This is a genomic window from Bacteroides sedimenti, from assembly GCF_040365225.1.
GTDB classification, from domain to species: Bacteria; Bacteroidota; Bacteroidia; order Bacteroidales; family Bacteroidaceae; genus Bacteroides; species Bacteroides sedimenti.
Window position 1 is genome coordinate 2,592,365 of sequence record NZ_AP028055.1, and the last position, 24,604, is coordinate 2,616,968.

At 41.8% G+C, this 24,604-nt stretch carries 10 protein-coding genes, 4 tRNA genes and 5 rRNA genes; 4 read left to right on the top strand and 15 right to left on the bottom strand.

What is annotated here, in order from left to right; genetic code table 11:
• Positions 1–16: 16 nt before the first annotated feature.
• The 4 genes from ABWU87_RS10240 to ABWU87_RS10255 all read right to left on the bottom strand — a co-directional run bounded on the left by ABWU87_RS10240 (position 17) and on the right by ABWU87_RS10255 (position 4,877).
• Positions 17–2,898 (bottom strand): 23S ribosomal RNA (locus tag ABWU87_RS10240).
• Between the two features lie 143 nt (positions 2,899–3,041).
• Positions 3,042–3,115, bottom strand: a tRNA-Ala gene (locus ABWU87_RS10245).
• A gap of 45 nt (positions 3,116–3,160) precedes the next feature.
• Positions 3,161–3,234: transfer RNA gene (locus tag ABWU87_RS10250), tRNA-Ile, on the bottom strand.
• A 120-nt stretch (positions 3,235–3,354) separates the two neighbouring features.
• Positions 3,355–4,877 (bottom strand): 16S ribosomal RNA (locus ABWU87_RS10255).
• The 16S and 23S rRNA genes sit together here with 2 tRNA genes alongside, the layout of an rRNA operon.
• Positions 4,878–5,623: 746 nt before the next feature.
• On the opposite strand from ABWU87_RS10255, the gene ABWU87_RS10260 reads away from it, so the two are divergent.
• Positions 5,624–6,799 carry an MFS transporter gene (locus ABWU87_RS10260; RefSeq protein ID WP_353330443.1) on the top strand — a complete coding sequence of 392 codons (1,176 nt, stop codon included), beginning with the start codon at positions 5,624–5,626 and terminating at the stop codon, positions 6,797–6,799.
• Positions 6,800–7,223: 424 nt separating this feature from the next.
• On the opposite strand, the gene ABWU87_RS10265 is transcribed toward ABWU87_RS10260, so the two are convergent.
• On the bottom strand, positions 7,224–7,688 hold the full coding sequence (locus ABWU87_RS10265) for a hypothetical protein (protein WP_353330444.1): 465 nt from the start codon (positions 7,686–7,688) through the stop codon (positions 7,224–7,226).
• Positions 7,689–8,205: 517 nt separating this feature from the next.
• Between ABWU87_RS10265 and ABWU87_RS10270 the strand changes: the two genes are divergently transcribed.
• Together ABWU87_RS10270 and ABWU87_RS10275 are read left to right on the top strand one after the other, a co-directional pair.
• Positions 8,206–8,655 carry a hypothetical protein gene (locus tag ABWU87_RS10270; protein WP_353330446.1) on the top strand — a complete coding sequence of 150 codons (450 nt, stop codon included), beginning with the start codon at positions 8,206–8,208 and terminating at the stop codon, positions 8,653–8,655.
• Between the two features lie 36 nt (positions 8,656–8,691).
• Entirely contained in the window at positions 8,692–9,165 is a 474-nt protein-coding gene (locus ABWU87_RS10275) for a hypothetical protein (RefSeq protein WP_353330448.1), read from the top strand.
• A 215-nt stretch (positions 9,166–9,380) separates the two neighbouring features.
• Here the strand turns inward: ABWU87_RS10275 and rrf are convergent.
• The 5 genes from rrf to ABWU87_RS10300 all read right to left on the bottom strand — a co-directional run bounded on the left by rrf (position 9,381) and on the right by ABWU87_RS10300 (position 14,458).
• A 5S ribosomal RNA gene (gene rrf, locus ABWU87_RS10280) occupies positions 9,381–9,491 on the bottom strand.
• A 106-nt stretch (positions 9,492–9,597) separates the two neighbouring features.
• Positions 9,598–12,479: ribosomal RNA gene (locus tag ABWU87_RS10285) — 23S ribosomal RNA — on the bottom strand.
• A 143-nt stretch (positions 12,480–12,622) separates the two neighbouring features.
• Positions 12,623–12,696, bottom strand: a tRNA-Ala gene (locus ABWU87_RS10290).
• Between the two features lie 45 nt (positions 12,697–12,741).
• Positions 12,742–12,815: transfer RNA gene (locus tag ABWU87_RS10295), tRNA-Ile, on the bottom strand.
• A gap of 120 nt (positions 12,816–12,935) precedes the next feature.
• Positions 12,936–14,458: ribosomal RNA gene (locus ABWU87_RS10300) — 16S ribosomal RNA — on the bottom strand.
• A gap of 603 nt (positions 14,459–15,061) precedes the next feature.
• Between ABWU87_RS10300 and ABWU87_RS10305 the strand changes: the two genes are divergently transcribed.
• Positions 15,062–15,235 (top strand): hypothetical protein, encoded by a 174-nt coding sequence (locus ABWU87_RS10305; RefSeq protein ID WP_353330321.1) that lies wholly within the window; start codon positions 15,062–15,064, stop codon positions 15,233–15,235.
• Between the two features lie 2,717 nt (positions 15,236–17,952).
• Here ABWU87_RS10305 and ABWU87_RS10310 read toward each other — a convergent pair.
• Genes ABWU87_RS10310 through ABWU87_RS10330 form a run of 5 tightly spaced genes read right to left on the bottom strand, consistent with a single transcriptional unit; the run spans position 17,953 to position 24,533 of the window.
• Positions 17,953–18,246 (bottom strand): PG0541 family transporter-associated protein, encoded by a 294-nt coding sequence (locus ABWU87_RS10310; RefSeq protein WP_353330450.1) that lies wholly within the window; start codon positions 18,244–18,246, stop codon positions 17,953–17,955.
• 23 nt (positions 18,247–18,269) lie between these two features.
• A complete protein-coding gene (locus ABWU87_RS10315; protein ID WP_353330452.1) occupies positions 18,270–21,410 on the bottom strand; it encodes an efflux RND transporter permease subunit in 3,141 nt (1,046 codons plus the stop codon).
• Between the two features lie 45 nt (positions 21,411–21,455).
• A complete protein-coding gene (locus ABWU87_RS10320) occupies positions 21,456–22,481 on the bottom strand; it encodes an efflux RND transporter periplasmic adaptor subunit (RefSeq protein WP_353330454.1) in 1,026 nt (341 codons plus the stop codon).
• A gap of 31 nt (positions 22,482–22,512) precedes the next feature.
• Positions 22,513–23,874 (bottom strand): TolC family protein, encoded by a 1,362-nt coding sequence (locus ABWU87_RS10325; protein WP_353330456.1) that lies wholly within the window; start codon positions 23,872–23,874, stop codon positions 22,513–22,515.
• 14 nt (positions 23,875–23,888) lie between these two features.
• Positions 23,889–24,533, bottom strand: coding sequence for a TetR/AcrR family transcriptional regulator (locus ABWU87_RS10330; protein WP_353330458.1), 645 nt, complete (start codon positions 24,531–24,533; stop codon positions 23,889–23,891).
• Between the last annotated feature and the right edge of the window lie 71 nt (positions 24,534–24,604).

A 24,604-nucleotide genomic window follows, 5' to 3' on the forward strand; every position in this document is an offset into this window, starting at 1 on the left:
CAACCATACAAAGGCTCGAAGAAAGTGTACGGGCAATTAGTACTGCTCGGCTTTGACATTACTGTCTTTACACCTGCAGCCTATCAACGTTGTCGTCTTCAACGACCCTAAGAAATCTAATCTTGTGGCTGGCTTCGTACTTAGATGCTTTCAGCACTTATCCAATCCCGACTTAGATACCCGGCGATGCACCTGGCGGCACAACCGGTAAACCAGCGGTCAGTCCAACACGGTCCTCTCGTACTAGTGTCAGAGCCACGCAAATTTCATACGCCCACGATAGATAGAGACCGAACTGTCTCACGACGTTCTGAACCCAGCTCGCGTGCCACTTTAATGGGCGAACAGCCCAACCCTTGGGACCTTCTCCAGCCCCAGGATGTGACGAGCCGACATCGAGGTGCCAAACCGCTCCGTCGATATGAGCTCTTGGGAGCGATCAGCCTGTTATCCCCGGAGTACCTTTTATCCTTTGAGCGATGTCCCTTCCATACGGAAACACCGGATCACTATGCTCTAGTTTCCTACCTGATCGACTTGTCGGTCTCCCAGTCAAGCACCCTTATGCCATTACACTCTGCGGACGGTTACCAATCGTCCTGAGGGTACCTTTAGAAGCCTCCGTTACACTTTTGGAGGCGACCACCCCAGTCAAACTACCCACCAAACAGTGTCCTCGTAACCACGAGTTAGAACTCAAATAATCAAAGGGCCGTATTTCAACAGCGGCTCCACAAACACTGGCGTGCCTGCTTCAAAGCCTCCGGCCTATCCTACACATCAATTACCCAAATTCAATGTTAAGCTATAGTAAAGGTTCACGGGGTCTTTTCGTCCCATCGCGGGTAATCGGCATCTTCACCGATACTACAATTTCACTGAGCTCACGGTTGAGACAGTGTCCAGATCATTACACCATTCGTGCAGGTCGGAACTTACCCGACAAGGAATTTCGCTACCTTAGGACCGTTATAGTTACGGCCGCCGTTTACTGGGGCTTCAATTCAACGCTTCTCTTGCGATGACATCTCCTCTTAACCTTCCAGCACCGGGCAGGTGTCAGGCTATATACGTGATCTTTCAATTTTGCATAGCCCTGTGTTTTTGTTAAACAGTTGCCTGGACCTATTCTCTGCGCCCTCATTGCTGAGGGACCCTTTATCCCGAAGTTACAGGGTCAATTTGCCTAGTTCCTTAACCGTGATTCACTCAAGCGCCTTAGTATATTCAACCCGACTACGTGTGTCCGTTTACGGTACGGGTACCTTAAGGATTAAGTTTAGCGGATTTTCTCGGGAGTATGCTTACATGCACTATCCAATCACCACAAGGGCTCTCGGTACTATCAGGTTCGACTAGTCTTCCGGATTTGCCTGGAAATCTAATATCTACACCCTTCAACCAGCTATTCCGTCAGCTGGCGGCACTGTCACGCCTCCGTCTCCACGTCACTCCTTAAGGTAGTAAGGGAATATTAACCCTTTCTGCCATCGGCTTCGCCATTCGGCTACACCTTAGGACCCGACTAACCCTGATCCGATTAGCGTTGATCAGGAAACCTTAGTCTTTCGGCGAGGGGGTTTCTCACCCCCTTTATCGTTACTTATACCTACATTTGCTTTTCCACACGCTCCAGCAGAGCTCACGCTCCACATTCAACGCTGAGTGGAATGCTCCCCTACCAACCATTACTGGTTCCATAGCTTCGGTAAATTGCTTATGCCCGATTATTATCCACGCCAAACTCCTCGACTAGTGAGCTGTTACGCACTCTTTAAATGAATGGCTGCTTCCAAGCCAACATCCTAGCTGTCTTAGCAATCTGACTTCGTTAGTTCAACTGAGCAATTATTTCGGGACCTTAGCTGATGGTCTGGATTCTTCTCCTCTCGGGCACGGACCTTAGCACCCATGCCCTCACTCCTGATATTAAACTAATGCGCATTCGGAGTTTATCAAGACTTGATAGGCGGCGAAGCCCTCGCATCTTATCAGTCGCTCTACCTCACATTAGTAATTATCAAGGCTGCACCTAAATGCATTTCGGGGAGTACGAGCTATCTCCAAGTTTGATTAGCCTTTCACCCCCACCCACAGTTCATCCGGAAGCTTTTCAACGCTTATCGGTTCGGTCCTCCAGTTAGTGTTACCTAACCTTCAACCTGACCATGGGTAGATCACTTGGTTTCGCGTCTACTACCACTGACTAAAAACGCCCTATTAAGACTCGCTTTCGCTTCGGCTGCAAAACTTAGTTTCTTAACCTTGCCAGTGACAGTAACTCGTAGGTTCATTATGCAAAAGGCACGCCGTCACAGCTAAAAGCTGCTCCGACCGCTTGTAGGCGCATGGTTTCAGGGACTATTTCACTCTTCTATTCGAAGTGCTTTTCACCTTTCCTTCACAGTACTGGTTCACTATCGGTCTCTCGGGAGTATTTAGCCTTACCGGATGGTCCCGGCAGATTCACGCAGAATTCCTCGTGCTCCGCGCTACTCAGGATACCACTATGGTATACATTAGATTCATGTACGCAACTATCATGCTCTATGGTGACACTTTCCAGAGTCTTCCATTCTCTAATGTAAGTCCAACAACGTGGTCCTACAACCCCATAAATGCCGTAACATCTATGGTTTGGGCTAATCCGCGTTCGCTCGCCACTACTTACGGAATCATTCATTTATTTTCTTCTCCTACAGGTACTAAGATGTTTCAGTTCCCTGCGTTCGCCTCCATCTATGATGGATAATATCCCTTCAGGATATTGGGTTGTCCCATTCGGAAATCTTCGGATCAATGGTTATTTGCACCTACCCGAAGCTTATCGCAGCTTATCACGTCCTTCATCGCCTCCGAGAGCCAAGGCATCCGCCATGCGCCCTTGCTTACTTTCTTCAAACAAACCGGCATTCACATTGCTGATCATGCCGCGTATGGTTCGATATATACTTTCAGCTCTTTTTTTCTCAAAAAAGTTACTTCTTTATTTGCTTTTGTACATCATGTCAAAGATCTTGTCGAGAAATGAATCTCTTTTGTGGAGAATAACGGATTCGAACCGTTGACCCCCTGCGTGCAAGGCAGGTGCTCTAGCCAGCTGAGCTAATCCCCCGAAATCATTCAGAAGCTTTCCGCTGTGGTGCTTCCTCATTATTCGTAGTCCCAGGCAGAGTTGAACTGCCGACCTCTACATTATCAGTGTAGCGCTCTAACCAACTGAGCTATAGGACTGTCGTTCAAAACCGCCTGCCTTTCGGCCCGGCTTCTTTCTTTATCTCTTAAAATCTATATTTTAAATTAAACAATATACCGTAGTACAAGAAATCCAAACCAAGAACGGAATCGCTCCAGAAAGGAGGTGTTCCAGCCGCACCTTCCGGTACGGCTACCTTGTTACGACTTAGCCCCAGTCACCAGTTTTACCCTAGGACGCTCCTTGCGGTTACGTACTTCAGGTACCCCCGGCTCCCATGGCTTGACGGGCGGTGTGTACAAGGCCCGGGAACGTATTCACCGCGCCGTGGCTGATGCGCGATTACTAGCGAATCCAGCTTCATGGAGTCGGGTTGCAGACTCCAATCCGAACTGAGAAGGGTTTTGGAGATTAGCATCCTGTTGCCAGGTAGCGACCTTCTGTACCCTCCATTGTAACACGTGTGTAGCCCCGGACGTAAGGGCCGTGCTGATTTGACGTCATCCCCACCTTCCTCACATCTTACGACGGCAGTCTCAATAGAGTCCTCAGCATGACCTGTTAGTAACTATCGATAAGGGTTGCGCTCGTTATGGCACTTAAGCCGACACCTCACGGCACGAGCTGACGACAACCATGCAGCACCTTCACAGATGCCATTGCTGGCTATGATGTTTCCACCATATTCATCTGCAATTTAAGCCCGGGTAAGGTTCCTCGCGTATCATCGAATTAAACCACATGTTCCTCCGCTTGTGCGGGCCCCCGTCAATTCCTTTGAGTTTCACCGTTGCCGGCGTACTCCCCAGGTGGAATACTTAATGCTTTCGCTTGGCCGCTTACTGTATATCGCAAACAGCGAGTATTCATCGTTTACTGTGTGGACTACCAGGGTATCTAATCCTGTTTGATACCCACACTTTCGTGCATCAGCGTCAGTTGTACCCCGGTAAGCTGCCTTCGCAATCGGAGTTCTTCGTGATATCTAAGCATTTCACCGCTACACCACGAATTCCGCCTACCTTATGTACACTCAAGAAAAACAGTATCAACTGCAATTTTACGGTTGAGCCGCAAACTTTCACAGGCTGACTTATCTTTCCGCCTACGCACCCTTTAAACCCAATAAATCCGGATAACGCTCGGATCCTCCGTATTACCGCGGCTGCTGGCACGGAGTTAGCCGATCCTTATTCATAGCATACATACAAAAACCCACACGTGGGTCACTTTATTCTGCTATAAAAGAAGTTTACAATCCATAGGACCTTCATCCTTCACGCTACTTGGCTGGTTCAGGCTCGCGCCCATTGACCAATATTCCTCACTGCTGCCTCCCGTAGGAGTTTGGTCCGTGTCTCAGTACCAATGTGGGGGACCTTCCTCTCAGAACCCCTATCCATCGAAGACTTGGTGAGCCGTTACCTCACCAACTATCTAATGGAACGCATCCCCATCCATAACCGATAAATCTTTAACTTAATTAGGATGCCCTAATAAAGTACCATCAGGTATTAATCTTTCTTTCGAAAGGCTATCCCTGAGTTATGGGAAGGTTGGATACGTGTTACTCACCCGTGCGCCGGTCGTCAGCGGTATTGCTACCCTGCTACCCCTCGACTTGCATGTGTTAAGCCTGTAGCTAGCGTTCATCCTGAGCCAGGATCAAACTCTTCATTGTAAAAGTTTCTTTTTAATTCTGTTCAGGATTCCGATTCTTATTTTAATATCTCATCCTATAAGGAGGGATATTGACGGTTTGAATCTTTTTTACTAAAATATCTCGATTAACATCGAAACATTATAGCTCTTGTACTACTTGTATTGTTTATATCTAAATCTTTTCAAAGAACGATCAAAATTGTGCTTGATTGTTAAGCGGATGCAAAGGTAGAGGTTTTATTTCTTACCTCCAAATCTTTTCTGAATTATTTTTTTTAAATCCTTTCAGCCAAGCTTCGGAATAAAGCAACCGTTATCAGCATGTCATTTATCAAGGCTTTGTTTCTCTTGCAAAGCGGGTGCAAAAGTAGACCTTTTCAACTTACCAAACAAATTTAAAACACTCTTTTTCCTCAAAAAGTTTCAGGCAAAATGTTAATCAACTGGTTCTCAATTGTGTTATATAACATAATTTTTTCGGATTAGGAAAATAGGGAGAACAGGGCATTACCTTATTGTATTACGCGCGCGTGAAGGAAGAAGAGCCCTCCATTTAAAAAAACTGCATTAGAAATGCTAAAAGTTGATTAATGCAATAATTCAGCTAACAGAATCTCCACATTAACAGAATCTGATTATGAAAAGTATTTCAATATTTCAGAAAACTCTTATACCTTTGTAATACACCAACTAAGCAAAGGTACAACTATAGTACACTAGTGTGAGTGGGTATATCGACTAATCATAAAAAACATTCAATTGGAAATGAAGCAACAGTCAAAAAAGGTTTTCGGTTTTAGCAGAAACATCTTCTTTACGGGATTAACAAGTCTGTTTACCGACATGTCCACAAAAATGATATACTCTATCATGCCTATGTTTTTATTATCTATAGGAGCTTCAAAGACCACTCTATCTATTATTGAGGGTATCGCAGAAAGTACAACCACACTTCTAAAAGCTTTTTCAGGATATTGGAGCGATAAAATGGGGCGGAGCAAACCCTGGATGATATTAGGCTATAGCCTTTCTGCAATAGTAATGCCGCTTTATGCCTTTGTTGTCACTCCGCTGCAGGTTCTCTATATCCGCTTTATCGAACGGATTGGCAAAGGTATACGGACAGCACCCCGTGATAGTCTAATAGCTGGTTATGACCAAAATAAAGAATCAGGAAGGAACTTCGGTCTTCAAAAAGCGATGGACAACACAGGTGCGATAATAGGACCGCTGATAGCATTCGCTCTTTTGTCTACTTTCCCAAACAATTACCATCTTATATTCTTATTAGCAGGCATACCATCCATCTTGGGAGTATTTGTACTTATTTTTTATATTAAAGAAGGTAAAAAACCAAGAGAACTGTTGCTTGACAAATTTAGTTTTAGAGACTATCCTAAGCGTTATTATTTCCTCTTAGGAATAATCTTCCTCTTCACATTGGGAAATTCAACAGATGCTCTTTTGTTAGTCAAGGCAAACGAAGTGGGAATACAAGTTGCTTACATTCCACTTGTTTACCTGATTATGAACTCAGTTGCTGTTGCCTTATCCATCCCTTTAGGCACACTATCTGATAAGATAGGTAAAGAAAAAATTCTGATCATCGGATATCTTATATACTCTCTTGTATATTGGGGATTCGGAGCAACTCATAGCATCAAAGTGATCACTTGTTTATTTGCACTTTATGGTCTCTACTCAGCTTCAACCGACGGCATTCAAAAAGCATTGGTAAGCGATATACTTGATGCAAATAAGAAAGGAACCGGCTTGGGTATTTACAATGCACTTCTAGGGATTACCCTCCTTCCCGCGAGTATTATAGCAGGATTACTTTATGACAAAATAAACTCTTCTATTCCATTTTATTTTGGAGCTTCAATAGCAGCACTGTCATCCTTGTTAATGATGATCTTCTGCAAATACTCTTCAAAATAGAATTGAACTTTTATTTTAATAAAGCAATCCGTACATATAAACAGCTGTTTCGCATTGAGCAATGGTAAGTTGCAAATTATACCAACTGTGATAAAATAGCAGTGAACCTGAACAGTTTTATCAATTGCCATAACTCATTCTTTGTTTGACTCTGCGTCATAAATGTAAATAGATGGTTAGAACAAAAAATGCGTTATGGGATTAATATTTTATGCAGATGTATCAAAAAGGAACAGATTCCTTTAAACAATGTGCTATACCATATCCACTGCAGCTAATTGAAGTAAATCAAAATTAACCAAATGAGTACTTTTCTCTGTTTTTACTATAGTTTGATAATCAATCAGAGCACAGCTTAAATTGATCCAAGATCAACTATGATGCTAGTATAAAAATTATATTACAGAGACCTGAGTGGTAATTGTTAACTTTGAAATTCAAAAAATGTTTTATTAAAGTGATTTTCGTAAAGATCTGATAAAATGAAAGACTCACCAGTTACATCAGAACATAGATTCTGTAACTGATGAATGTAGTGAATTTGTCTGTTTTCATACCATATTGTGTTGTCGTACTTATGCACTTTAAGTTCTAAGCTACCATTATAGTAATGATAGATATCTTCTTGACAATCTACTTTAATTAAATCGCCAGCCTCATTTCTTCGAATTGTGCTACTTATATAAAATTTAAGATCAAACAAACAATCAATGAACAAACTCACTGGTTTAATCTCTTTTTTAGAGATCCAAGTAGACCCGTTGATTTGCAGAGAAGTTATAACGTTATCTGTATATTCTATTTGAGTCACTTTTACAATTCTCGGATGATCTGAACTGTTTTCAAGCACAACAAAATTTCCAGGTCTATATGTATCAATGTCTTTCATCTCACTTATTTTTATATATCCCAAATATATTTATTCATTTCATGATAAACAAACTTTCTTATGAAAAAGAAAAATGCTAAATCATACAACAAATTATTCATTAACAAAGCAACGTTAATGAAGAAGGGCTTATGAAACAACCAGAAACAATATCTTAATCTATGTATTAGTCCTTACTCTCTCATTATTCAATTATCAAAACTGTTTAAAGCAGTTTCATTTTCAACTAATATCGCAACTAAAAGCTGAACTATTTGAATTAATGATTGTTATAATCAATAAATAACTATTGCAAATCCATTGTAGAATGAGGTTTTGAAAAAAGTTCTTAAAACATCAGTAAGAGTTTTCAAAATGATTTTCAATACAAAGTTCTCTCTCATTCTCACTATGACATTTTAAAATTATAATATTTTGATCATAAGCTGAATATTTGAAATACACTCTCATGGTTATCTTACAAATAGATAAAATTCACTTTTAGTTAAAAATCTACTAACCGATAAAATATTGAATTATGAAAGCAGTGAAATTCTTCTTTTATTTAATCGTGCTGTTCACTATCAGCAGTTGCACTCAACATAAAAAAATTCTTCCCATAGGTGCATGGAAATTAGTTTTTGCCCAACAAATGTCAGGCGATTCTGTGGTTAACAAATTTTCTGTTGATAAGAATGGGACTCAGCTCAAAATATGGTCAGAAAATAATTTTTTCTTTGTTGGTAGAAAAAAAATGGACCAGGATACCGCCTTTAGTGACACTTATGGTAGCGGCACTTACAAATTAACAGACAATCAATATCAGGAAGTGGTACTATATCATCACAACAAACTTGTTGTGAATACAGTCATAAATATGATATTGGAAATTAAGGGCGATACTCTAACCCAATCCTGGCCTGTAGATCAGTATGGAAAAGTGATCCCTGCCAATTACTATGTTGAAAAATACATCAGGCTAAAATGATTTTAAGTATCTAATTACCTCTAAAACATTTAAATTATGAAAGTGAAGTATATTTTCTATTTAATGATTATTCTAATCATGAGTAGCTGTGGTGCAAAAAACAAAGAGGTTAAGCACCCTGAAGTAGGAGCGTGGCAACTGTTTTATTCAAAATATGTTCGTGCGGATACAATTGTATTCGAGATTTTGGGAGATGTCACTGGTACAGATGTAAAAGTCTGGTCGGGAAAATACTTTATTTCTGTTGGACGGTTCAAAGAAGATACAACATATGTTGATAACTATGTGGGAGGTTCATACACACTGAATGGAAATAATTACGAAGAACATATCCAATATCATGTCAATAAGAAATATGTAGGTAAAACAGTAAAAATGATAATGGAATTCAAAGGAGACACTCTCATCCAGACATGGCCGGTTGATAAAAATGGTCAAATCGATTCTAAAAACTACGTACGCGAAAAATACGTAAAAATCAAGACCAAATTTCAACGGCCTCAAATATAGCTAACAGGTCATATCTTTCCAAAGAGGCATAAAAATAAAATTCTCATTTTACAATTTTGCTGTTCAGATATATGTTTTCAAACGATTTATGGACTATCCAGGGCTTTCATAAGGTTTTGGATAGTCCTTTTTTATGAGTTTCTATGTATGCAGCTTAAAGGCTTTTGACATCAAAAAAGAGTCCCGACCATGTTTCCATGACCGGGACTCGGATAAAACGGCGGCTACCTACTCTCCCACTGTTACGCAGTACCATCGGCGTGATCAGGCTTAACTTCTCTGTTCGGAATGGGAAGAGGTGGAACCCTGATGCTATAGCCACCTTAATATTTTTTTGATCTTACTCTCTATTAAGATAACACAATGCAAAAGCAATAAAGAAGCCCTTTTATCAATAAAAGAGCAAAACATATAGCCAACCATACAAAGGCTCGAAGAAAGTGTACGGGCAATTAGTACTGCTCGGCTTTGACATTACTGTCTTTACACCTGCAGCCTATCAACGTTGTCGTCTTCAACGACCCTAAGAAATCTAATCTTGTGGCTGGCTTCGTACTTAGATGCTTTCAGCACTTATCCAATCCCGACTTAGATACCCGGCGATGCACCTGGCGGCACAACCGGTAAACCAGCGGTCAGTCCAACACGGTCCTCTCGTACTAGTGTCAGAGCCACGCAAATTTCATACGCCCACGATAGATAGAGACCGAACTGTCTCACGACGTTCTGAACCCAGCTCGCGTGCCACTTTAATGGGCGAACAGCCCAACCCTTGGGACCTTCTCCAGCCCCAGGATGTGACGAGCCGACATCGAGGTGCCAAACCGCTCCGTCGATATGAGCTCTTGGGAGCGATCAGCCTGTTATCCCCGGAGTACCTTTTATCCTTTGAGCGATGTCCCTTCCATACGGAAACACCGGATCACTATGCTCTAGTTTCCTACCTGATCGACTTGTCGGTCTCCCAGTCAAGCACCCTTATGCCATTACACTCTGCGGACGGTTACCAATCGTCCTGAGGGTACCTTTAGAAGCCTCCGTTACACTTTTGGAGGCGACCACCCCAGTCAAACTACCCACCAAACAGTGTCCTCGTAACCACGAGTTAGAACTCAAATAATCAAAGGGCCGTATTTCAACAGCGGCTCCACAAACACTGGCGTGCCTGCTTCAAAGCCTCCGGCCTATCCTACACATCAATTACCCAAATTCAATGTTAAGCTATAGTAAAGGTTCACGGGGTCTTTTCGTCCCATCGCGGGTAATCGGCATCTTCACCGATACTACAATTTCACTGAGCTCACGGTTGAGACAGTGTCCAGATCATTACACCATTCGTGCAGGTCGGAACTTACCCGACAAGGAATTTCGCTACCTTAGGACCGTTATAGTTACGGCCGCCGTTTACTGGGGCTTCAATTCAACGCTTCTCTTGCGATGACATCTCCTCTTAACCTTCCAGCACCGGGCAGGTGTCAGGCTATATACGTGATCTTTCAATTTTGCATAGCCCTGTGTTTTTGTTAAACAGTTGCCTGGACCTATTCTCTGCGCCCTCATTGCTGAGGGACCCTTTATCCCGAAGTTACAGGGTCAATTTGCCTAGTTCCTTAACCGTGATTCACTCAAGCGCCTTAGTATATTCAACCCGACTACGTGTGTCCGTTTACGGTACGGGTACCTTAAGGATTAAGTTTAGCGGATTTTCTCGGGAGTATGCTTACATGCACTATCCAATCACCACAAGGGCTCTCGGTACTATCAGGTTCGACTAGTCTTCCGGATTTGCCTGGAAATCTAATATCTACACCCTTCAACCAGCTATTCCGTCAGCTGGCGGCACTGTCACGCCTCCGTCTCCACGTCACTCCTTAAGGTAGTAAGGGAATATTAACCCTTTCTGCCATCGGCTTCGCCATTCGGCTACACCTTAGGACCCGACTAACCCTGATCCGATTAGCGTTGATCAGGAAACCTTAGTCTTTCGGCGAGGGGGTTTCTCACCCCCTTTATCGTTACTTATACCTACATTTGCTTTTCCACACGCTCCAGCAGAGCTCACGCTCCACATTCAACGCTGAGTGGAATGCTCCCCTACCAACCATTACTGGTTCCATAGCTTCGGTAAATTGCTTATGCCCGATTATTATCCACGCCAAACTCCTCGACTAGTGAGCTGTTACGCACTCTTTAAATGAATGGCTGCTTCCAAGCCAACATCCTAGCTGTCTTAGCAATCTGACTTCGTTAGTTCAACTGAGCAATTATTTCGGGACCTTAGCTGATGGTCTGGATTCTTCTCCTCTCGGGCACGGACCTTAGCACCCATGCCCTCACTCCTGATATTAAACTAATGCGCATTCGGAGTTTATCAAGACTTGATAGGCGGCGAAGCCCTCGCATCTTATCAGTCGCTCTACCTCACATTAGTAATTATCAAGGCTGCACCTAAATGCATTTCGGGGAGTACGAGCTATCTCCAAGTTTGATTAGCCTTTCACCCCCACCCACAGTTCATCCGGAAGCTTTTCAACGCTTATCGGTTCGGTCCTCCAGTTAGTGTTACCTAACCTTCAACCTGACCATGGGTAGATCACTTGGTTTCGCGTCTACTACCACTGACTAAAAACGCCCTATTAAGACTCGCTTTCGCTTCGGCTGCAAAACTTAGTTTCTTAACCTTGCCAGTGACAGTAACTCGTAGGTTCATTATGCAAAAGGCACGCCGTCACAGCTAAAAGCTGCTCCGACCGCTTGTAGGCGCATGGTTTCAGGGACTATTTCACTCTTCTATTCGAAGTGCTTTTCACCTTTCCTTCACAGTACTGGTTCACTATCGGTCTCTCGGGAGTATTTAGCCTTACCGGATGGTCCCGGCAGATTCACGCAGAATTCCTCGTGCTCCGCGCTACTCAGGATACCACTATGGTATACATTAGATTCATGTACGCAACTATCATGCTCTATGGTGACACTTTCCAGAGTCTTCCATTCTCTAATGTAAGTCCAACAACGTGGTCCTACAACCCCATAAATGCCGTAACATCTATGGTTTGGGCTAATCCGCGTTCGCTCGCCACTACTTACGGAATCATTCATTTATTTTCTTCTCCTACAGGTACTAAGATGTTTCAGTTCCCTGCGTTCGCCTCCATCTATGATGGATAATATCCCTTCAGGATATTGGGTTGTCCCATTCGGAAATCTTCGGATCAATGGTTATTTGCACCTACCCGAAGCTTATCGCAGCTTATCACGTCCTTCATCGCCTCCGAGAGCCAAGGCATCCGCCATGCGCCCTTGCTTACTTTCTTCAAACAAACCGGCATTCACATTGCTGATCATGCCGCGTATGGTTCGATATATACTTTCAGCTCTTTTTTTCTCAAAAAAGTTACTTCTTTATTTGCTTTTGTACATCATGTCAAAGATCTTGTCGAGAAATGAATCTCTTTTGTGGAGAATAACGGATTCGAACCGTTGACCCCCTGCGTGCAAGGCAGGTGCTCTAGCCAGCTGAGCTAATCCCCCGAAATCATTCAGAAGCTTTCCGCTGTGGTGCTTCCTCATTATTCGTAGTCCCAGGCAGAGTTGAACTGCCGACCTCTACATTATCAGTGTAGCGCTCTAACCAACTGAGCTATAGGACTGTCGTTCAAAACCGCCTGCCTTTCGGCCCGGCTTCTTTCTTTATCTCTTAAAATCTATATTTTAAATTAAACAATATACCGTAGTACAAGAAATCCAAACCAAGAACGGAATCGCTCCAGAAAGGAGGTGTTCCAGCCGCACCTTCCGGTACGGCTACCTTGTTACGACTTAGCCCCAGTCACCAGTTTTACCCTAGGACGCTCCTTGCGGTTACGTACTTCAGGTACCCCCGGCTCCCATGGCTTGACGGGCGGTGTGTACAAGGCCCGGGAACGTATTCACCGCGCCGTGGCTGATGCGCGATTACTAGCGAATCCAGCTTCATGGAGTCGGGTTGCAGACTCCAATCCGAACTGAGAAGGGTTTTGGAGATTAGCATCCTGTTGCCAGGTAGCGACCTTCTGTACCCTCCATTGTAACACGTGTGTAGCCCCGGACGTAAGGGCCGTGCTGATTTGACGTCATCCCCACCTTCCTCACATCTTACGACGGCAGTCTCAATAGAGTCCTCAGCATGACCTGTTAGTAACTATCGATAAGGGTTGCGCTCGTTATGGCACTTAAGCCGACACCTCACGGCACGAGCTGACGACAACCATGCAGCACCTTCACAGATGCCATTGCTGGCTATGATGTTTCCACCATATTCATCTGCAATTTAAGCCCGGGTAAGGTTCCTCGCGTATCATCGAATTAAACCACATGTTCCTCCGCTTGTGCGGGCCCCCGTCAATTCCTTTGAGTTTCACCGTTGCCGGCGTACTCCCCAGGTGGAATACTTAATGCTTTCGCTTGGCCGCTTACTGTATATCGCAAACAGCGAGTATTCATCGTTTACTGTGTGGACTACCAGGGTATCTAATCCTGTTTGATACCCACACTTTCGTGCATCAGCGTCAGTTGTACCCCGGTAAGCTGCCTTCGCAATCGGAGTTCTTCGTGATATCTAAGCATTTCACCGCTACACCACGAATTCCGCCTACCTTATGTACACTCAAGAAAAACAGTATCAACTGCAATTTTACGGTTGAGCCGCAAACTTTCACAGGCTGACTTATCTTTCCGCCTACGCACCCTTTAAACCCAATAAATCCGGATAACGCTCGGATCCTCCGTATTACCGCGGCTGCTGGCACGGAGTTAGCCGATCCTTATTCATAGCATACATACAAAAACCCACACGTGGGTCACTTTATTCTGCTATAAAAGAAGTTTACAATCCATAGGACCTTCATCCTTCACGCTACTTGGCTGGTTCAGGCTCGCGCCCATTGACCAATATTCCTCACTGCTGCCTCCCGTAGGAGTTTGGTCCGTGTCTCAGTACCAATGTGGGGGACCTTCCTCTCAGAACCCCTATCCATCGAAGACTTGGTGAGCCGTTACCTCACCAACTATCTAATGGAACGCATCCCCATCCATAACCGATAAATCTTTAACTTAATTAGGATGCCCTAATTAAGTACCATCAGGTATTAATCTTTCTTTCGAAAGGCTATCCCTGAGTTATGGGAAGGTTGGATACGTGTTACTCACCCGTGCGCCGGTCGTCAGCGGTATTGCTACCCTGCTACCCCTCGACTTGCATGTGTTAAGCCTGTAGCTAGCGTTCATCCTGAGCCAGGATCAAACTCTTCATTGTAAAAGTTTCTTTTTAATTCTGTTCAGGATTCCGATTCTTATTTTAATATCTCATCCTATAAGGAGGGATATTGACGGTTTGAACCTTTTTTACCAAAATACCCCGATTAACATCGGAATATAATAGCTCTTGTACTACTTGTATTGTTTATATCTAAATCTTTTCAAAGAACGATCAAAATTGTGCTTGATTGTTAAGCGGATGCAAAGGTAGAGGTTTTATTTCTTACCTCCAAATCTTTTCTGAATTATTTTTTTTAAATCCTTTCAGCCAAGCTTCGGAATAAAGCAACCGTTATCAGCATGTCATTTATCAAGGCTTTGTTTCTCTTGCAAAGCGGGTGCAAAAGTAGACCTTTTCAACTTACCAAACAAATTTAAAACACTCTTTTTCCTCAAAAAGTTTCAGGCAAAATGTTAATCAACTGGTTCTCAATTGTGTTATATAACATAATTTTTTCGGATTAGGAAAATAGGGAGAACAGGGCATTACCTTATTGTATTACGCGCGCGTGAAGGGATGAGAACCGGGCGATAATATGAGAACAAGAACTAGTTTTTTATTGTGAGCGTGTGTGGGAGTTTTCGCTAAAGAACAATACAAATGGGGTTTATATTATGCGCAAATGTGGAAAGAAAGTTCAAAGTGATAGCCACCTTTACCTACGTCAAGCTTGTTATATTATGCGCACGTGTGGAAAGAAAGTTTGTCGATTATAGGCAGGAGGTAGTAATTATGGCTGTATTCTGTTCTATTCAGGAACTAAGTAAGTCTTGAGTTATCCGGTGGTATTAATAGAATAAAAGCAATGGCAAAGGATTGGGGTGGCACAATTGGCAGGGAGCAAAATGCAAAGCGGAGGTGAAATAGATGGGTTTACCAATGGTTGTCGAGGGGCGGTTATGCTTGTGTTATATTATCGGACATTGCGAATGATGGGTATAAGAATTGTATGCGGAGATAGTCACCAGGAATCTCCATAGCGTTGATTTAAAAAAGTAGCACAAGTCGCGCAAGTCACGCACTTTCGATATAAAACACTCATATCATGGCCATTACAGGTGCGTGACTTCTGCGTAAGCAGCGCGTAACTTCCTGGCAAAGGGCAAGGGATTGACATCAGGTTGGAGAGGATTAAGTACTGACTTGCAGCAGATTGTCATGCGGAACGCTGAAGGGAGTTGGATTGTAGCTATCTAGGAGGTTGATGGAAGAAGGATGTACAACCAGGGCAATTGATGGGAGAATAGAGAGGCTTAATCTACGATTAACGGGAGGCGGTGCAGTTAACTGCAGGGAAAAAATAGAAGCTCTAATATAAGGTGGGGGTTGGATTGCTACTGGAGTGAACCGGCAAAGGATTGATATACAATCAGAGAAGAATTATCGCGAGACTAAAGAGGCTTAACCTACGATTAACGGGAGGAGGTGCAGCTAACTGCAGGAAAAAAATAGACGTCCTTCTATCAGATGAGGGATTAGATTGCTGCTGGTGGGTAACCGGAGAAGGGTTGGTATGCAATCAGAGAAGAATTATCGCGAGACTAAAGAGGTCTGGTAAAATATTTGAAAAGAACCAGTCAGGATTGGTGAAGAATTAATAAACTACCGGCAGAAAAGTGTAGTTGGAGAAGTATAAATGAATGAGCTACAAGGATGGAACAAACATTGATATACAATTATATAAGAACGGACGGAAACTGGTGTATAACTATAAAGCACAGGTATATGGATGAAGCGAATCAAACAGCGTAACTTGGGTATTAATGCCGGCCAATTACCCGAAATTAGGATACTTCCAGCGAAGGATTGACGCGCGAAGGTTATAAGAAATACTACTATCCAAGAAATTAGAGAGTAATTATTATGAAACGATAGACGATCTGGAAAAATACTTAAATACAACTGATGAGGAGCCGGTTAAGGAAAACGATCACAAAAGAAAAGAAGTGCTGTTTGCGAAGAATTAACGCAAAAGCAACTAGAAACAGGTAGAAACCGATACCGCACTGACCAAAAACTGACGGAAATTGGCGCATAACCGTCAAGGGTTTATCATATTAAACGCTCTACCTGTTGATATCCGCATCCTACCGCCAAGGGATTGTCAAACAACAGGCTAAGATTCTAAAATTCAAGGTGAATAATTCCTCTGTCCACCCAGGTCTACCCGCCCCTCCCACCCGGGTGTACCAAGCCTTTACATCTGGGTGCACACCTCTTCTAGATCCGGGTGGAGCAACAAAGATATAATATCAAATGTCATAATCTGACAAAGTTTGAATTATTTTGTTTCTTTACCCTTTTGGAGTTGACTGATTATATTTTAACCGCTAACTTCGGTTGAATAAATTTTTTATAGTCTCTATTGTGGTTAATAGATCTTTTTCAATTTTAAATATTTAAAGAAGAAGAGAGGTTCGCAGCCTTCTTTCCCTATCTCGTTCTGGTTCTTGGCAGAATCTTTTTTACCATCAAGACAAAGATAGTTTTCTCTTTATTGTGGGCTAGATTCTCTATATTTATCTTTATAACTTGTCCATCGTTTCTTGATTATTCCAGTCTTTCCAAAAGCCTGTTGTGGGGTAAGCATATCTAAACTCCTATGGGGCCGTTTGGTATTCTAGAATGTGATAGCCGACTGTCTCACTTGTTCGATTATTTCAAAGGAGTATTGGTTAATAAATTCCTTTTTATAAATATTGCTATCGCCACCACAGCACCGCCATGATGAGTAGAAATCGGTTTTCATCTTTAAGGTGAAAATAAAAACTTTCGAACAAAAAATTTTTATTAAAACCAATATCGCCAATCAGAAGAACAGTTCCAACCTTTAATATACCGCATTATTATTTACATAATATCAAAATGACACTGCGCGACTTATCAGAAGTCACGCAGTAGTCACGCAGAGGTCTCGCGCCTATAAACAACTATCCTACTGCATATTAATCACTCGCTGCGTAACATGCGTGACTTGCGGGACTTTTTTGAATTCAGTTTATGGTAGAGGATGTAAAGAGGACGATTAAGCATCGTATACAAAACAGATGAATAGCAGGGAATACATCCATCTAAAGGTTAATTCCAGAAGCATCTGATAAATTTGATTTACTTACTTTTCCCCTAATATTTCTCAAATAGGTAATAAAAGTATTACTAATAAACAGTTAGATAATCAACCATAAAAAGAGCCAAAGACCATACATTTTGCTTCAGTTCAAATTATCGTAAGTCTGATAACTATGCAAATAAACAGACGACATTGTATTAAAAGCCAGGGAAAAGCCTTTCAATATTTACTAAAAAAAAATCAAATGGAGAATTTTGTTTGAATTCGGACAAAAAGAAAGATCAAAATAACAAAACGAGACCTACCTCCTTCTCTTAACCTATTCATTCGAACAAATTATAAGTCGATTGATGAACCAAAAAAAACGTCCCGGAATGCATATTATTGCTCCGGGACGTTATCCAAATATCACAATAGTGCGCTATATTGATTTTTCAATATTCCAGACAAAAGCCCGGAGCCCAAGCTGTTCGGTGGATTTATCTAGACGATGCAACATCTCCAGAAGGCGGTCTACCTTTTCATCTTCTACGACGGTTATTATTGCTGAGCACATAGAAGGCCATGCATGACTGCCATAATGAGGGTCACCCGTCTTACTTCCTCGTCCTTTTACCTCTTCAATGTAAGAAAAGCCACGACAACTATTCCTATCTAAAACAGCTATCACACTATCGTAGAAGGCCTGATCGAATGTTATTAAAACTGATTTCATATGTTTTCTTTTTTCCTAATTCATTAATCATTTTCTACTGATGCTACAATTGCTTCCAGTTCACGCATTTTTTTACGTTTACGTTTAACTCCCGTTCCCGCAAAAATGCAATAAAATACTGGAATAATAACCAGAGTCAACAGTGTAGATACAGTTAATCCACCAATAACGGTAATCCCCATCGGCTTCCACATTTCAGAACCCTGGCCTCCACCAACAGCCATTGGAATCATACCGAGAATCGCTGTAAGAGAAGTCATAAGTACAGGGCGCAAACGAGATTTTCCACCTTTAACTACCGAAATGATAATACCCAGACCGCGTTCACGGTTCAGATTAATATAATCGACCAATACAATACCGTTCTTCACCACAATACCAATCAACATAATCATACCAATACCCGACATCAGATTTATGGTGCTACCCGAGATCCACAGTGCAATCAACACTCCCGATAAAGCAAAGGGTAAGGCAAACATTATAATAAACGGATAAGTAAGCGATTCAAATTCTGCCGCCATCACAATAAACACCAAAATTATGATAAGAGCTCCCAAGGTGAGCAAATCGCCAAATGATTCTTGCTGCTCCTCATATGTTCCCGACAATTGCACAGTAACGCCTGCGGGAACTTCCATCTGAGATATCTGCTGACGTGCAGCAGCCACAACTTTATCCATGGAGGTACCCGAGATAACCGTCTGAACCGTGTTGACACGTTCACGGTCTTTTCGTTCGATGGTTGGAGGGACACTCGCTTCCACGACAATTCCCAAATCTTTTACACGGATGCCTTTCCCTTGATTATTGTAAACCAGGATATTTTCAATCGATTCAATAGACTGCCTGTATTCGGGAGCATACATTACCTTGATATCATACTCATCCCCTTCTTCACGATACTTTGATGCCGTGGCACCATTGATGCGGTTTCTTACAAATGTTGCGGCTGTTGAAAGCGTCAATCCATTTAAAGCCAGCTTTTCGCGGTCGAATTTAATCTGATATTCGGGTTGATAATCACCACGACTTATATTCACGTCGGCACACCCAGGCACCTTCATCATCCTTTCTTTCAGCTCTTTGGCCACCTTATCTGTTTCTGCAAAATCGTATCCATAAACTTCCAAATCCAACGTGGATTGTCCGCCACCCATTGAGCTCATTCTACTACCCCCCACATTAACCATGTACTTCTTTATCTCAGGGAAATCGGCCAGGTCCTTACGCATATCATCACAAATTTCCACAATTCCTCGCTTACGTTTTGCAGGATCAGACAAACGGATATTGAAAGACATGATATAGGTTCCATTATCGGTCATTGATGCCCAGGTATTATCTGAAGAAGCCTGCCCAACGGTAAAGTTTATCACCTCAATCTCGGGATATTTCTTTTTCCAGAGATTCTGCACCCTTAAGGCTACATCTCGGGAAACCTCTGTACGAGTTCCAATAGGCATTTCCAGCGTCACCCCTACACGGCCATTGTCCTGCGTAGGCATTAACTCCATTCCAATAAATTTGAATAAGAAGAGAGAAGCAACGAAAAACGCAACACCGCCTAAGATAACAACCGTTTTGTGACGAACCGCCCAGTTCAGAAGCTGAGCATACGAAGCATCGAGTTGGTCCAGCCCTCTTTTTACTGGTCCGTAAAACTTCTCGAACGTTTTATTGTGTGTCGGATTAAGTTTAAGAAGCTGTGAACTCATCATCGGAGTCAGCGTCAATGCACAAATAAGCGATATTGCCATAATGATACAAACCATCCATCCCAACTCGCGGAACAGTACACCGGTCATGCCCGATACCAAAGTAAGCGGGAAGAACACCGCAAAAAGAGTCAGAGTTGAAGCAACAACGGATAACGCCATCTCGTTTGTACCATGAACGGAAGCCTGTTTCGGGTGACTACCTCTTTCAATATGCGTGGTCACATTTTCGAGCACCACAATGGCATCATCCACCACCAATCCAATGGCAATTGACAAGGATGACAAAGAGATGATATTCAGCGAACTACCCGTGGCTGCCAGATAAATAAATGAAGCGACCAACGACAATGGGATTGTGATAAGAATAATAACACACGACCTCCATCTGCCCAGGAAGATAAATACAACCAAGCCTACAAAGATTAGCGCATCACGAATTACATCTCCTAAAGAAGCAATCGTATTTTTGATATTATCTGAGGTGTCCAGAATCACATCCAGTTTCACATCAGAAGGCAGCTTAGCCTGGAGTGCAGGCAGTGCCTCCTTTACCTTATCGGCAATTTGCACGGAGTTTGCTCCGGTTTGTTTCTGGATAACAATCATAGCTCCTTGCACTCCATCATTATATGTTTCCTGAACCCTTTCCTGTACAGAGTCATTTATCCGTGCAACATCTCTCAAATAAACATTCTTTCCATTATAACTTCCTACTACAATATTTTCCAGCTGAGAGGCATCTTTGAATTCACCCTCTACGCGTAAAGAGTATGTATTGCTTCCTATATCAAAGTTACCCCCCGGCACATTTTTATTTTCAGCTGCAATGATAGAAGAGATGCCTTCAACACTCAGATGGTAAGCGTCCAAACGGACAGGATCTATATATACCTGAATCTGGCGTTTAGGCGCACCGGTAACAGATACCGTTCCAACCCCATTAATTCTGGCCAACGGGTTTGCCACACCTTCGTCCAGAATCTTATAAAGTGCCGGCATGCTTTCTTTTGCCTTGGCCGAGAGCACAATGATTGGAATCATATCCGTGCTAAACTTAAAAATCACCGGATTCTCAGCATCATCGGGCAACATCGACTTTACCAAGTCTAATTTATCACGCACATCGTTTGTAAGCACATCGATATCTTTCCCATAATCAAACTCCAGCGTAATAATGGAGATATTCTCTCTTGACTTAGATGTAATATGCTTAAGGTTACTTACTGTATTCAATACATTTTCTAGAGGACGAGATATATTATTTTCAATATCCGGAGCACTTGCTCCCTGATATGAAGTCATTACCATAATGGTATTGGTCTCGATATTCGGATATAAATCAATCGGTAATTTCTGTAAAGAAAAAAGTCCCATTACCATCACTGCCACAAAACAGAGTGAGGTCATAATAGGACGTTTTACCGCTCCTGCGTATATACTCATATTATTTTATATTTTATCAGCTTCTGAATAGAAATGCTGTTTGTGTTATTTCTTTTCTACTTCGACGGCTATTCCGTTAATTAAATGAGTCTGTCCTGCTATCACAACCTGAGAATTGTTTGGAACTCCTGACACCAGTTCATATTCTGCTCCCATACGACGCCCAAGCACAACTTTATTATAAGAGACCTTTCCATTGTTGTATACATATACGTAACGATCTCCAGAACCAGTCTGTTTAACTACTGCAAGATCTGGAACCACTACGCGTTCAAGTGATCCAAAGCTCAGAGTAACCCGGGCAAACATTCCCGGACGCACCTTCTGACCTCCATTTGCAACAGTAATTTCAACCGGGAACGTACGGGTAGTTTGATCGACAGTAGGATAAATCAGGGTTACATTTCCTGTGAATTCTTCGTCACCATATACATCCAGTTTAATGCTTGCCTTCATTCCTCTTTTTACTTTTGTGAAATAATCTTCAGAAACATTGATCATCAATTTCACCGGAGTAATCTGTTCAACAGTCAGTACTGGCATTCCTCCGGAATACATATCACCGCTATCATAGTTACGAGCTGTAACTACACCACTAATAGGACTGGTCAGAGAAGTATTTCGTAAAAGATTTCTATAAGAGGTCTGCATCACATCCAGACTCATCTTTTTGGCATCCCACTCTGATTTTGAAACACCCCCCACTTTGTACAATTCATCAATTCTTGCAAACTCAATTTTAAGATTGTCCAATTGAGCTTTCACCTGGTTCAGGCTGGATGCATCCATTTGAACGAGTTTTTGACCTTTACGAACCTGATCGCCCACTTCGACAAAGATCTTTTCGATGCGAACAGGAGAAGAAGGTGCTATATTATTCTTTACATTTGATTCGACTGTTGCTGTAAACTCCTGAATTTGTTCTACATTTTCTGTTTTCACAAGTGCCAGCTTTACTTTAGGTTTTTCTTCCTTCACTTTTACTTCAGCACTTTTATCACTCTTACCACATGAGCATAACAACATTAATGCGCTCAGAGTGAGTAACTGAATTCTTCCATTACTTTTCATATCTTACTTTTTTAAATTATCAGTTAGTGTTTTATTTCTTTGTGTCATTATTATTAAATGAAGTTGTTGATTGAGTCTTTCCCAACACTTTTTCCAGATCAGCCTTTGCAGACAGGTAATCAAAAATAGATTGATTGTATGCCAGTTTAGACTGTGTCAATGCCAGCTCCGAATCATTTAATTCCAGAATAGTGCCTTTGCCTACTTCATACCTCTTTTGAGCAATGGAATATCCCTTCTCTGCCTGTTTTACTCCTTCTTTGTTTGAACCAACCTGTTCGATCGATTTTTGAATATTATTCATATAATTCTTCGCCATCACATCAAGATTTCTCCGCAAGTTCAATGCATTTAAATTTAACTGCTCAATCTGCAGTTGCGTCTGCTTTGTTCTGTATGAGCGAGCCCCACCCTGATAGATTGGAACAGAAACAGTGATTCCAACTGTACTGTAAGGATTCCATTTATACTCATTAAATTTAAAGTTCTCGTTCATTGAAACATAAGTAAACTGAGAAGATAAGTTTACAGTCGGAAGATAAGCACTCTTATTTATTTCCATTTGTTTATCAAGCATTTCACCTTGTAGCCTCAACTGTTTTAACTGAGAGTTATTATCAAGCATAGCGGTATCAAGGTTCAAGACATCGGAATACATTGATTTCTCATAATCAGCAAGATTTCCAACAACTTCAATGTTTTGATTTGCATCCATACCAATGAGTACTTTTAACTGGAGCTTGGTCAGATTTACTGCATTTTCGGCAGAAATCACACTTGGTTTCAGGTTCCTCACCTGAACTTCTGCACGGATTTTATCGTATTCCGACACAACTCCCTGCTTAAATTTGTTGTTGACCACTTCATAGTTCTCTTCGGCATGTGCATAACTTTTTCTAAGTACATCATACGAATCCTGAGTCAACAGCAATTGATAGTATGCTTTTGTAACCTGATTCACCAAATCCTGATTGGATGAACGGGCGCTTTCCAGAGCAAGTTCCACATCTTTTGCCTTTAAATCGATAGATTTATAGAGAGTTGGAGCAAAAATAGGCATAGCAAGTCCAACACCAGCATTCCAGTTGTTCGATTGACCGACTTTAATAGTCTGCCCCATCATTGCAAAGACCTGTTTTTTAATGGTATATGTATACCCACCGTTAGCTGAAATATTGGGGAATAATCCGGCAAGGGTCTCTTTCCTTGCATACTCTTTCTTTTGAATTTCTTTATTGGCGACTTTAATAGTCGGGCTCTCATTCTGTGCTATTTCCAATGCTTTTTCAAGGTTCAGCTTAAGTACTTCCTGAGCATTAAGTCCTCCTGATAAGAGCCACACGGTAATAACACACAACATTTTATTACCGATTGAAGATTTCATTTTTTTCATTTATAATTCGTGTATTATTTGTTTTTGTTTCTATAATTTTCAATAAACTCCTCCAATATTTTTTGACCCTTGGCAGTTGAGATACCACGTAAGAAAGTAAAAACTATAGATTCATAAATTTCAATAATCGGATAGTTGCAAACAATCTCCGCCCGATTCAGGAAATTCATTTGCTCTCTGACTAAAAGATTCAGAATCCCAAAATTTACATCCCCTCTGAAAATGCCCTGGTCAACTCCACCCTGAAAGAAAGCAATCGCATCCCTTTGATTTTTTTCACGACTTTGTTCAATCAGTTCATTTACCCTGGAATATTTCTTTATATCATCGAAAAATCTCTTATCTACATTATTATATATTTCAATACTAAGTTTGTAGATTTTCAGTATAACTTCCAGAGCATTTTCAGATTCTGCCAAAATCTTCTTATAAAAAGTCTCCTTTTCCCTTTCATGATTTTCCCAGCCTGCAACCAACAAACTTTCTTTATCCTTAAATATTTCGTATAAAGTGCGCTTTGAAATCCCCAGTTCAGAAGCAACATCATCCATTGTCACTCCTTTTATTCCTTTTGAAGTAAATGCTTTCATAGCAACAGAGACAATCCGCTCTTTGAGTTCAGACTTCATCTCATCGTGTTTTTTTCCACAATTATTCATCCAATTATTTATCTTTTTATTTGACTATTTCACTGAAATATTATCAGGACACAAAGATGAATAAAACTATT

Bases quoted from the DNA above. Each gene is read 5' to 3' on its own strand.
- ABWU87_RS10320 (WP_353330454.1), bottom strand. From the start codon at position 22,481: ATGAAAAGTAATGGAAGAATTCAGTTACTCACTCTGAGCGCATTAATG.
- ABWU87_RS10265 (WP_353330444.1), bottom strand. From the start codon at position 7,688: ATGAAAGACATTGATACATATAGACCTGGAAATTTTGTTGTGCTTGAA.
- ABWU87_RS10325 (WP_353330456.1), bottom strand. From the start codon at position 23,874: ATGAAAAAAATGAAATCTTCAATCGGTAATAAAATGTTGTGTGTTATT.
- ABWU87_RS10275 (WP_353330448.1), top strand. From the start codon at position 8,692: ATGAAAGTGAAGTATATTTTCTATTTAATGATTATTCTAATCATGAGT.
- ABWU87_RS10315 (WP_353330452.1), bottom strand. From the start codon at position 21,410: ATGAGTATATACGCAGGAGCGGTAAAACGTCCTATTATGACCTCACTC.
- ABWU87_RS10305 (WP_353330321.1), top strand. From the start codon at position 15,062: ATGGGGTTTATATTATGCGCAAATGTGGAAAGAAAGTTCAAAGTGATA.
- ABWU87_RS10310 (WP_353330450.1), bottom strand. From the start codon at position 18,246: ATGAAATCAGTTTTAATAACATTCGATCAGGCCTTCTACGATAGTGTG.
- ABWU87_RS10330 (WP_353330458.1), bottom strand. From the start codon at position 24,533: ATGAATAATTGTGGAAAAAAACACGATGAGATGAAGTCTGAACTCAAA.
- ABWU87_RS10260 (WP_353330443.1), top strand. From the start codon at position 5,624: ATGAAGCAACAGTCAAAAAAGGTTTTCGGTTTTAGCAGAAACATCTTC.
- ABWU87_RS10270 (WP_353330446.1), top strand. From the start codon at position 8,206: ATGAAAGCAGTGAAATTCTTCTTTTATTTAATCGTGCTGTTCACTATC.